We start from the raw sequence: 11278 nt of genomic DNA, 5'->3' as shown, positions 1-11278 counted from the left end.
TGACCGCAGGCGGAAGTCAAGGGGCGGCCCACTGAAATCTCATGCGTTAGCCCTGAAAACTCAAGGAAATTCCGCGGCAAACTGCTAAAATTGACAGTCTGCGCCGCGCGAAAATTCGTTCCGCCTCGGCGTCAACCTGACCAAAGAGTTTCTTTCATCCATGCGCAACAGCTGGCTCTACCACTTCCTCGCCCTCTTCGTCGTTTGCTGCTGGGGGCTTTCCTTTGTGAGCACCAAGGTGCTCTACGGCTACGGCATGGGCCCCTGGGCCGTCGTCGCGATGCGCGCCGTGCTGGCCTACGGCCTCCTCATCCTCATCGCCCCGAAGGATCTCTTCGCGGGCTCGGTCCGCAACGAGATCGTTGTGGCGCTCGTCGGCATCGCCTCGGTGCCCCTCTCCTACGGCCTGCAGAACCAGGCCCTCGTCACGGGCCAGGCCTCCACGACCGCCGTCCTCGTCTGCATGGGCCCGGCGATCTCGGGCATCCTCGCGCTCTTTGCACTGCGCACCCTCAAGATGCACTGGATGACCTTCCTCGGCATCGTCGCCTGCGCCACCGGCTCGGCGCTCGTCTACTTCGACGCGGTCATCATGCATGAGTGCGCGACGAAGGGCTTCTGGCTCGGCATCATCGCCGCCTGCGCCTTCGCCTTCTATTCGCTCGTCGTGCGCGCCCTCGGCGACCTTAATCCGCTGCTGGTGCTGCGCAAGGCCACCGGCTACGGCGTGATCTTCTCGCTGCCCTTCTTCTTCAACGAGGGCCCGACCGAGGCCGTCCTGATGCAGGATCCGGTCGTGATCGGCAACTTCCTCTTCCTCGCCCTCGTCGTCACCGCGATCGGCCACAGCCTCTGGCAGTACGCCGAGCAGGGAGTCGGCGCCACGGCGGCCCGTGCCTACGTCTTCCTCTGGCCGGTCGTCGCGATCGTCGCCGGCATCTGGATGCTCGACGAGGTCTGGAGCTACATCGGCATCATGGGCGCCGCCATGATCCTCTGCGGCGTCTTCTGCGCCCAGACGGGCCTTGCCCGCGTCGCCCGCGAGATGGCCAAGCGCTTCTGAGAAAAGAATCCCGGCGGGCTGACCGAGTCCGCCGACTGATACAGCGAGAGGCCTCACGGCGAAAGTCGTGAGGCCTCTTCTTATGCGGCTCGCGGGCCGCCGCCCGTGAAGGGATTTCAGGCGGCGGCCGCGGGGGTGCAAAAAGTGATTACCAGCGGATCGAGACGAGCTCGCGGTGGTGCTCCGCCTTCTCGAGCTCATCGACGAAGCCGATGGCGTAGTCGGCGTAGCTCACCTCGCTCTTTCCCTCGGCGTTCACCGAGAAATTCGAGTCCGTGAGCACGTACTTCCCCGTGCGCGGGCCGTCCGGGAGGAACACGGCGGCCGGGCTCACGCAGAGCCAGTCAAGGTCCTCCTGCTCGCGCAGCGCGTCGTACTGGGCGCGCATGCCGTTGGCGACGGGCTTGTAGGCCTCGGGGAACTCCGGCGTGTCGACGAGCTGCAGCGTGTGCTCGGGATTGACGTAGAGGCTGCCCGCGCCCGAGACGACGACGAGACGCGTGTCGGTGCCCCCGAGGAGCTCGGCGAGGTGCAGGGCCGCCTTGCGGTGGAGCGGCATCGCCTCAGGCGTCCAGACGCCGATCGCGAGCACGACGGCGTCGAGCCCCTGGAGATCCGTGAGCGTGACATCGAGCACGTCACGGATGATCGCCTTCGGAGCGGCGGATCTGTTCTCGCCGCGCACGATGGCGGTGACGTCAAAACCACGGGCGACCGCCTCGGCGGTGATGAGGCTGCCGGCCTTGCCGTTGGCACCGATGACTGCGATTTTCTTCATGATGATGGTTCCTCTTGAAAATGTCATCCTTCAGAGGGAATCCGGTGAAAGGAGAAGAAAAGCTCCGGATCCGGCCTGAAGGAAATTGGTTTGATATCGAACGTTTGATGACATCATAGACCCTGGGTCACTGTCTTTGAACCCAAATACTTTGGTTCGATGTCGAACGATTTGTATCGCTTTGTAAGGACCGTGCGGACGACAGCGCCGGCCGGACGGGAAGGACAAAACGGGGAGGAGATGCCCGGGCGGTGAAATGAGAAATCGGAAGGGCGTCATCCTGAAATCAAGGCCCTGTGAGGAATTCCATGGCACCTCAGACACCGGAGAAAACGAACACGGAAACCCGTGCCCCGGGGGACCCGCGCCGGGGAAATGGCGGACTGGATCCGTTGGACCCCTCACTGACAACTCGGCCTGATCTCTTCATTGAGAAATCCTCGGAATGAAAGCTGGAGTACCGCAATGAGGCGCAGGAGAGAGAAACTGAGAAACCATCGCGACACCGATTGAACACCGAGACAAATGATCAATTGACATCCAAAGAAGAATGGAGAAGACAAACAGAAGAGACGTTCACATCAATGAACCTTGTGACTGACTCAATTCAGTCACTCAATCCGTTTCATGACTTTCACTGGAAGGACTTATCAGGGTTCAATTCTTCTTACGACTCGATCTTCCGGGACCGGAAGTTTCTTAATCTGACTATGCCGAACACTTCTCTCATTGAGAACGAGATCGTCATCTTTCTTCTCATTCGTCTGCTGACGAACTGTACTGAAGAACTCCGCTCCGCTTCATCCGAAAAGGAAGGCACTGACAGGACTGTTCAACCAGGAGCACAAGCGGCAGAGCGTTTGTTCTCAATCATCGATTCCGACATGTTCACAGTCTGATTCACAGGATATCCACAGCAATGACTCAGGTTGAAGAAGAGACTAAAGCCCGGTAACGACAGCATCATTCATTCCTGGGGTGTCACTGATCCAGGAGTGCAGAACATCGTGACACAGCCGGTGCCGCGGCAGCCAGCCGTCTGGAGGCTCCGGAGGCGCATATTCCGGCAGGGCAGGGGAGGGCCCGGGCCGGCCGGAGCGGCCGGCGAGGAGTGAAGTCATTCCGCAGGGAGGCGAATTCAGAACCGCCGCAGAAGAGTGGAGACACTCGCCGGAGCGGCGAAAAGGGCCTCCGGCGGGTCCGGAGCGAGGCCGAGGAAATTTTAACCCATCGTATGATGCATGTTAAAGCACTTTACATGTGCTAAAGTCAGCTTTAAGCATCCTGACAACGACCGTCCGGACCCTCCGGGGCGTCCTTTTTCAGGGGTTCCCGGGCTGCCGGAGGCCGAATGGCGAACTCCACCAGGATGAACTATAATTCGCATAATCCTGCGTATTCCCTAGGTTAACATTGCTTTTAGGAGATGTTATGCGCCCTTCTCTCGCCGTCGAGGAATCTCTGCGTGCTCTCGGCACGGACATTCGTTCCGCGCGACTCAAGCGCCGTCTTCCACAGGCAATCGTGGCTGAGCGATCAGGAATTTCACTAAACACGCTCTCCAAGATTGAGAAAGGCGATCCGGGAGTCTCCATTGGCAACATTGCCTCCGTGCTGCAGTCGATCGGTCTTCTCTCACGTCTCACGCAACTTGCCTCCGCAGGCGAGGACGAGGCCGGTCTTCTTCTGGAGGAACGCAACCTTCCCCAGCGCATCCGCCTGAAGAAGAAGCCTGCCGCTCTCTGAATTCCCTGCGGAAGCACTCCGATGGAACTCCCCTCTTCCTCTTTCCCGGTACATCTGAGAAACAGGATATTTTCCTGGGCTTCACTTCAGTCGGCGCACTTCGCCATAACCACATATTCTCGTTCCTCATCCTTCTGAAGAGGTTCACATGACTCGATCGACTTCTTCCTCTTTTCGCCGCTGGGAGGTCCGTGCCACTGCGCTTCCGGATTCACCTCTTGTGGGTGAGCTTTTCTGCCCTCTCCTTCCCGTCGAAAAGGAAACCGAGGATGCCACCGAAGCACTCTTCGACAGCGATGAGGACGAATGGAGCCAGGAACCGGGGAAAACCGGCGGAATGACCGCTAAAGGCCGAGGATCGGGTTCGCGAGTGAATGGGACGGGTTCTGTCCGTAAGGCACAGAAATCAAAAAGTATGGAGAGAGCCTCGGCAATTGCACCGCAGTTGCCCAGATTCAGATACAGTCCGGAATGGATTGAATCAGGCTTCTCAATTGGATCTGATTTGCCATTGCAATCGAAAGTAATGACGCCATTAAAGGGTCGAAAGATATTCGGATTCATGGCGGACCGTGCTCTGGGGCCCGATTCGGTGGCCGTTTTTGAAACGGCAAAAAAAATGGGGAGTCATCTGGCAGAGGGGTTCGAGGACGCCGGAAATGAGGAGAGGGCCGCGGTGCTGCTGCCGTCGGCCTCCGCGCACGCGGGCGGCCTGAGCTTCTTCCTCGACGGAACGCCCGCCGGGTCGCCGGCAAAAGTTCCCGGTGCCTCCCAGTCGGTCGAGCCCATGCTCTACGCCAGGCACTCTCTCGGCCGCGGCCGGCAGAAGCAGAAGAACCTGATCACCCTCGCCCAGGCGACGACGCTCCCGGGAAAACACTCCGCCTTCGTCGTGCTCTCGGAATCAAGCGAAGCTGTGCTGACGCTCGGCCACGAGGCCGACATGATCAACGTTCCGCTCTGGCGCGGCCTTCTGATGGACCTCGCCCGTGACTGCGGTCTGCGTGTCGCGCATACCAAAACCGCCCAGATCTCGGGCGAGCAGATGCTCTTCACCGAGCGTGTGGACCGTGACGAATCGGGCGAGGTGCTGACGCTCTCGGCCCGGACCCTCTCCCCCTCCTACACCGCGACCTGGCTCGGCATGGCCGACATCCTCAACGCCGACGGCACCGCGCCGACCGAGGACCTGCCCGAACTCTGGCGCCGCATGGTCTTCATCCTGCTCACGGGGTCGGAAACCTCAGGCGCAAAATGGCTGTTCTACCGTACGGATCTGGGCTGGCGCATTGCGAAAACGCATGGATTTTCGCCTCAGACCGGGGCCCCCAGACCCATGACCGTCGACGGCCGCAGGACCCTCACGAGCATTGAGGATGCGATCGCGCTCTGCCGGTACTTCGGACTCACGCTGCGGGACGCCAAGACCACCGCCCTTTCGATGCGCCGCTCGATCGCCGACTGGCAGGACCGCGCGCTTGCCCTCGGCGCCGACCCCGGTGAGATCGAAATCCTTCGTCCGGGCTTCGAAGCCATGTAATTCGGAGGAAACCGCGAAAAAAAAGTTGGCAGATGTCAGGATCTGTCACAAACCCTTCGGACTGCCGGGCGCGGACCTATCTATATTTGCAGGAGCTGCCGTCCGGCAGCTCATCCGAAAGCCGATTTTCCGCAGCCATGTCAGAAAAGTGCAGATTCTCTCTTTTCTGCAGATCTCAAGAATCTCCTACTGTTCTGCAGGATCAGATCGTTTCAGAAGGTTTTTTACCGTCTCCCGAATCCTCTCCGCTTGATAGAATTTCAACAGTTCATCCGTTGAGGAGCCCGTCATGAGAGCCGACATCGCCCGTTCGCTCGCCGATTTCTGCCGGAGACTCACGCCCGAGGTCGGCTTCATCCCGACCGCCGTGCCGGGTCTCGCCTGCGTCCGCCGCATCGCCGCCGGCGAAAAGCGCTCCTTCCAGAATCCCTATGTCGCGGTCGTTCTTCAGGGAAGAAAGCGTACGGCCGTCGGTTCGGTCGAGCACACCTACGGTCCGGGCGACATCGTCGTCACCTGCATCGACTTTCCTTCCTTCACGACGATCGAGGAAGCCTCGCCCGAGAAGCCCTTCCTCTCGGTGGTGCTCGAGATGAACCGCGATCTGATGACGGAGCTTTCATTGCAGCTCACCGAGCAGAGTCTCCCCGAGGAAGCGGGCGGCCAGCCCTTCTTCGTCTCGTCCTGCTCGGACAGCATTGCCGCGAGCTACCTGAGACTACTTGAACTCACCGAAACACCGGACGACATTCCGCTCCTCGCGCCGATTCTCACCCGGGAGCTGCACGCCCGCCTTCTGCTCTCCCCCCTGGGCGGCTGGATCCGCGGCGTCTGCTCGGTCGGCACGCACTCGAACCAGATCGCCCGCGCCGTGACGCTCATCAAGAACGACTTCCGTCAGCCGCTCACCGTCGCCGACGTCGCCCGCCGCGTCGGCCTCTCCGAGGCAAGTTTCCACCGGCACTTCAAGGCCTGCACGGGTCATACACCCATTCAGTACCAGAAGATCCTGCGTCTCTACGAAGGCCGGCTCATTCTGAAGAGCGGCAGGAAGAGCGTCTCGGGCGCCGCCTACGAGGTGGGCTACGCGAGCTCGTCGCAGTTCACGAACGACTACCGCCGCTTCTTCGGCATGTCCCCGCGAGAAGACATCAGGGCAGGCTTCACCGCCGAGGGCACGGACGAGGCCGCCTGACCGGAATGCCCTCCTCTCCAGGGAGGGCTCTGTATAACAAAATTCATCATCGGAGCCGGTGTCCCCGGCTCCGTTTTTTGAATCTGTCTACAGGATGGGCTGGGTGCTCCAGGGCGGGATCGCCCGGTACGCCCGGAGCAGGGTGTCGGCGAAGCCGTCGAGCGAGAATTCGGCGTCGATGCCGAGCGCTTCGCAGCGGAAGCGGATCCCGACGGAAGAGCAGAGCGTGTCCATGTCCACGTGCAGGTCGAAGTCGAGCGGAATCAGAACCGCGTTTGTGTTCTCCGACCACTCGGCCGATGTCTCCATGCTCCGCCAGGAACCGCCGTCAAGCGAGAAGCTCAGCTCGACCGCCCTCTTCCGGCGTCCTCCCATTCCCGTCGTCACCGCCGGACAATCCCGGACAACCAGCAGATCCGAGAGCAGGTGCTGCGAGTGCGTGAGCACCATCATCCGCTCCTCGGGTGCCTCCGCGTCGAACGTGAAACGGTCAATCTGGCCGGCGTGTTCATCGACCGGCGTGATGAACCAGTCCCCCACGCGATCGCAGCCGTCCTTGAGATCGGAGAAGGCGATCTCCTCGTCGGAGATTTCCTCCTCAATGTCGAAGCGCCTCAGCACAGGCGAGTACCAGCTCTGGGGAATCTGATGCCGCCGGAAGACAATCTCGTCAAAGCCGACCTCGACCTTCACGAACCCGTAGTTCGGCCGCGGCCCGCCCTTGTGGACGCGGACGTACGCGAGGAAGTACTCGAAGTTGCCGGGCTGCGTGAGGATCGTGACCGCCGCGGCGCAGTCGACCCCGCTGCGTCCGATGCGGAACCCCCAGGGATTCGGCATCTCCCGCATGAGTCCGAGCACATGGTCGAAGAGCGTGTGTTTCCGGAAAAATGCCCGGTATTCCTCGGCGCTCGTCGGGAACACGATGCCGAGTGCAGCGATGTCGGCCGGGGGCACGTCGATGCCTGTGATCTCCTCCCCGCCCTCGACGATCGTGAGCAGACAGGTCCTCAGCCAGTCGTCGTCAAGTCGCGACTCCTCCGCATCGAATTCAGTCTCCTCCGGCTCAGCCTCCGCCGCGGATTCGCTCTTCCTGATAATGTCCATCAGGCTCACGGTGCACCTCCCAGTCCTTCTCTTTTCATCGGAAATACGGAATAACTCCGGATATTATCATGATGAATTGGGAAGTGTCAAATTTCAATTATTTTATCTTGATAATATCAAAAAATCAACCCATTTAAATAGTGAAAATATTCATGTTCCATACGGAAGACGGGCACCGGTGCCTCGTCCGGTGCCCTTCGCTGGCGCTGCTGTCGTCTCTTTGATTACTTCCGGACGGCCTGCCGCGGCCGTCCGATGTCTCAGGTGAACGTCAGGCGAGACTCTTCGTGAAGAAGTCGCCGAGCTTCGCAAACGGAATCATGTTCACGCGGTCGTAGAGGTCCGTGCGGTTGGCGCCCTCGACGACAAAACGCTCCTTGGGCTCGGCGGCCGCCGCAAAGGCCTGGTCGGTGTAGTGGCGCGACGGGGCGGCGTCGCCCACCACCATCAGGATCGGGCGCGGCGAGATCAGATCGATGTTCTCGAAGGGGAAGAAACTCAGGAACTTCACGTAGCTCGCAGGCGTCATGCGGCGGTCATTCGGAGCGTATTCACCGCGCGGCGTGCGGTAGTAGGCGTTCGACTCGACCGACTCGACGAAGCCCGGATCGTTCTGGCCGGGACCGTAGGCGGGCGCCCCCGAATCAACCTGCTTCCAGCGGAATTCGCCGATGCGCTTCAGGTCCTCGCGCAGACGACTCTCCGGACGGTCGCCGCGCACACCGGTGCGGAAGTACTCGCCCATGTCGTACATGGAGACGGTCGCGACCGACCTGATGCGGGCATCCATCTTCGCCGCAGCGAGCGCGAAGGCGCCCGAGGCACAGATGCCGAGCACGCCGATGCGCTCGCGACCGACATAGGGGAGCGTGCCAAGATAATCCACCGCGGCGGAATAACCCTCGACATAAAGATCCGGGCAGATCTGGCCGCGGGGATTGCCGCCGCTCTCGCCCCAGCCGTAGTGATCGAAGGCGAGCGTGACGAAGCCCGTCTCGGCGAGTTTCTGCGCGTAAAGAAGCGCGGCCTGCTGGCGTACGGCGCCGTGCGGATGGCTGATCGCGATCGCGGCGTTCTTCGCCGACCGGTCGAGCGTCTTCGGCAGGCACAGGCTCCCCGCCCGCTCGAAGCCGTAGATGTCCTTGAAACGGACCGTTTCGGTGACGACCGAGGCGCTTCTGTAGAAGTTGTCGGCGTCCGGAGCGTTGCCTGCGGCGGGGGCCGCGGGCGCGGCCATCACGGCGGAGATGCCGGGGACGGAGGCCGAGAGGACGGTCATGGTCTTGAGAGCATTGCGACGGTTCATGGTTTGAACTCCTTTTCAGTATGTTTTCAGAACAATCCGTTCTGTTTCAGTCGGATCGAGTCCGAGGAAGACCCGGCTGAAATGTTCAGACAGTGTCCCGGGCGGGCCGCCCAGGCAAGAGTGGCGCGGCCCTTTTCCGAGGACGGAGAGCGTCATCATTCAAATGACGCCTCACTTCTTCGCGGCGCGGCTCGCGAGGACGCGCTCGAGCACGGCTCCGGCCGCATCGGCGCGCTCGGCGCCGCACTCGGTGCGGATCACCTGCACGAGTCCGCGCATCTGCCCGGCCGTGATGCCGGTGTTCATGGCGGCGCCCATGTGGAAGGTCATCTGTCCCGCGGTGCCGGTCATGCCGGCGAGGGCCCCGACCGTGGCGAGCTCGCGGCTCGGGTGGTCAAGGTTGTCGCGGATGAAGATGTCACAGAAGAGATGCTCCTTGAGGAACGTGTCGATCGCGGGCGCGAAGAGCTGGTAGCCCGAGGGCGGCGGTATCACGGCGCGGCCGCCGAGTTTCGCGCGCATCTGCGCACCGTACTCGTCCTTGTTGATGTTGTTCGGCACGGGCGAGGGCTCCTTTCCGACGGGGTCCTGGATCCCGACCTTGCCGCGCTCGTCCATAACCTTCATGAAGGTGTTGATGGCGTTGAGGCTCCTCGGGAAGCCCGTGTAGGCATAGAGCTGCACGAGCACTTCCTTGATCTCATTCACGGTGAGGCCGCTTTCGAGCCCCTTCACGAGACCGGTGCGCAGCGCGTCGAGGTTCCCCGAGGCGGTGTGGGCCGCGATCGCGACGATCGCCTCCTGGGAGGGGGAAAGCGCATCGGCCGCGGCGGCGGAACCTGCCGAAAAAGCTGCTGCGGCGGCGAGCAGGACGGCATTCATGATCTGACGACGGACTTGCATTTCTTTCACTCCTTCTTCGTTTCCGGATAGACGTACTGTTCGGCCGAGACCTCCTCCATCCAGGTGACGTTCTTCCCGTCCTTGAAGGCGGTGATGGCCATGTGGCTCATCGCGGTCGTGGGCGTCGCGCCGTGCCAGTGCTTGAGCCCCGGCGGACACCAGACGATGTCGCCCGGGTGCACGCGCTCGACCTTGCCGTCGGGCGTGCCGATGAGGCCCTCGCCCGTGAGGATCACGAGGCGCTGTCCGGCGGGGTGCGTGTGCCAGAAGGTGCGGGCGCCCGGCTCGAACGTCACGACAGAGACGGTGAACGGGTTGAGATCGTCGCGGCGCGCGATGCTGTCGTGGCGCACGGCGCCCGTGAAGGTCTCGTGGCCGCCCGTGCGCGAGGGCGTGTCCCCGGGATGCGTGACGGTGTGGCCGGGCCCTGCGGCGACGGCCGAGCCCATCAGGGCGGCGATGCCGACGGCGGCGGCGGCGAGTTTCGTGGCGTGCTTCATGGTGTTTCCCTCTTTTCTTCAGTGGATCGCTTCACTTGCGACACCTGCAGTTTAGAAACAGAGAACCTATGAAAAAGCCGGATTACCCGCTGATATCTGCTAAATCCTGTCACTAGGCGAGAATCAGGCAGATCAGAGTGTATGCTTCAGCCTGCGGCACTGCCCCGGGCCGCCCTCCCCGGGGGAGTTCTCTCTCCTCCCACAGGATTGACATATATGAACGACAGAATGACTGAACGGACCGCGGCCGCGGTCATGGCCCGCTGCAGGCTGGCGGGCGGTGCCGCCGGCTTCAACGCGACGCCGGTTCCGGGCCTCGCCGTCGTGGTGAGAACCCGGGCGGGCGAGCAGCGCTCGTTCCAGAAGCCCTACGTCGCGCTCGCGCTCCAGGGCCGCAAGCGCACCGTGGTGGGCACCACCGAGCATGTCTACGGCACGGGCGACGTCGTCACGACCTGCATAGACTTCCCGTCCTTCACGACCGTCGAGGAGGCCTCGCCCGAGCGGCCCTTCATCGCCGCGGTGCTCGAGCTCAACCGCGATCTGATGACGGAGCTCGCGCTCACGCTCGCCCCCGGCCGGCCCGCCTCCGAGCCGCCCGGCCAGCCCTTCTTCGTCTCGCCCGCGACGGAGGCAATCGCCGACGTGTTCCTAAGGCTTCTCGAGCTCACGGAGCGCCCGGCGGAGATCCCCGTGCTCGCGCCGATTCTCGTGCGCGAGCTCCATGCGCGGCTCCTCCTCGGCCCGCAGGGCGAGTGGCTCCGCAGCATCTGCGCCTACGGGTCGCACGCGAGCCAGATCGCCCGTGCCGTGAGCCTCATCAAGTCGGACTTCCGCGGGCAGCTCGTCGTCGCCGACCTTGCGGGCCGCGTCGGGCTCTCGGAGGCTTCATTCCATCGCCATTTCAAACAGATCACCGGACACTCGCCGATCCAGTACCAGAAGCTCATGCGGCTCTACGAGGGGCGTAGTCTGCTGAGAAGCGGCCGCCGTTCCGTCTCGGCCGCGGCCTTCGAGGTCGGGTACGCAAGCGCCTCGCAGTTCACCAATGATTACCGGCGATTCTTCGGGCTCTCGCCCCGTGAGGACGCGAGGAACGGCTTCGCCGCGGCCGCGTGACCGCTTTCCGACTTCAAAAAA

The 11278-nt window shown here is 62.2% G+C and carries 10 protein-coding genes; 5 read left to right on the top strand and 5 right to left on the bottom strand.

The genetic code is table 11. From position 1 onward, the window contains the following. The first annotated feature begins 160 nt into the window (after positions 1-160). Positions 161-1063, top strand: coding sequence for a DMT family transporter (locus Q4F91_RS11105; RefSeq protein WP_303337699.1), 903 nt, complete (start codon positions 161-163; stop codon positions 1061-1063). A gap of 148 nt (positions 1064-1211) precedes the next feature. Here Q4F91_RS11105 and Q4F91_RS11100 read toward each other — a convergent pair whose 3' ends face one another. Next, positions 1212-1841: an NAD(P)-dependent oxidoreductase gene (locus Q4F91_RS11100; RefSeq protein WP_303337696.1), complete on the bottom strand. Its 630-nt coding sequence runs from the start codon at positions 1839-1841 to the stop codon at positions 1212-1214. A gap of 1431 nt (positions 1842-3272) precedes the next feature. On the opposite strand from Q4F91_RS11100, the gene Q4F91_RS11095 reads away from it, so the two are divergent. The 3 genes from Q4F91_RS11095 to Q4F91_RS11085 all read left to right on the top strand — a co-directional run bounded on the left by Q4F91_RS11095 (position 3273) and on the right by Q4F91_RS11085 (position 6322). After that, on the top strand, positions 3273-3587 hold the full coding sequence (locus tag Q4F91_RS11095; RefSeq protein WP_303337694.1) for a helix-turn-helix domain-containing protein: 315 nt from the start codon (positions 3273-3275) through the stop codon (positions 3585-3587). A 619-nt stretch (positions 3588-4206) separates the two neighbouring features. Then, positions 4207-5127: a HipA domain-containing protein gene (locus Q4F91_RS11090; RefSeq protein ID WP_303337692.1), complete on the top strand. Its 921-nt coding sequence runs from the start codon at positions 4207-4209 to the stop codon at positions 5125-5127. Between the two features lie 289 nt (positions 5128-5416). Next, on the top strand, positions 5417-6322 hold the full coding sequence (locus Q4F91_RS11085) for an AraC family transcriptional regulator (RefSeq protein ID WP_303337690.1): 906 nt from the start codon (positions 5417-5419) through the stop codon (positions 6320-6322). Between the two features lie 87 nt (positions 6323-6409). Here Q4F91_RS11085 and Q4F91_RS11080 read toward each other — a convergent pair whose 3' ends face one another. The 4 genes from Q4F91_RS11080 to Q4F91_RS11065 all read right to left on the bottom strand — a co-directional run bounded on the left by Q4F91_RS11080 (position 6410) and on the right by Q4F91_RS11065 (position 10138). After that, entirely contained in the window at positions 6410-7429 is a 1020-nt protein-coding gene (locus tag Q4F91_RS11080; RefSeq protein ID WP_303337688.1) for a hypothetical protein, read from the bottom strand. Between the two features lie 271 nt (positions 7430-7700). Next, a complete protein-coding gene (locus Q4F91_RS11075; protein ID WP_303337686.1) occupies positions 7701-8735 on the bottom strand; it encodes an alpha/beta hydrolase in 1035 nt (344 codons plus the stop codon). A 171-nt stretch (positions 8736-8906) separates the two neighbouring features. Next, a complete protein-coding gene (locus Q4F91_RS11070; protein ID WP_303337684.1) occupies positions 8907-9638 on the bottom strand; it encodes a carboxymuconolactone decarboxylase family protein in 732 nt (243 codons plus the stop codon). Positions 9639-9643: 5 nt separating this feature from the next. Further along, entirely contained in the window at positions 9644-10138 is a 495-nt protein-coding gene (locus Q4F91_RS11065) for a cupin domain-containing protein (protein WP_303337682.1), read from the bottom strand. Between the two features lie 228 nt (positions 10139-10366). Here Q4F91_RS11065 and Q4F91_RS11060 point away from each other — a divergent pair, with 228 nt between their 5' ends. Then, positions 10367-11257 (top strand): AraC family transcriptional regulator, encoded by an 891-nt coding sequence (locus Q4F91_RS11060; RefSeq protein WP_303337680.1) that lies wholly within the window; start codon positions 10367-10369, stop codon positions 11255-11257. Positions 11258-11278: the final 21 nt, after the last annotated feature.

Origin of the sequence: Sutterella sp. (assembly GCF_030539355.1) — a bacterium.
Lineage (GTDB): Bacteria > Pseudomonadota > Gammaproteobacteria > Burkholderiales > Burkholderiaceae_F > Sutterella.
The sequence above is the reverse complement of the archived record's forward strand: the minus strand, read 5'-3'. Positions and strand labels throughout refer to the sequence as shown.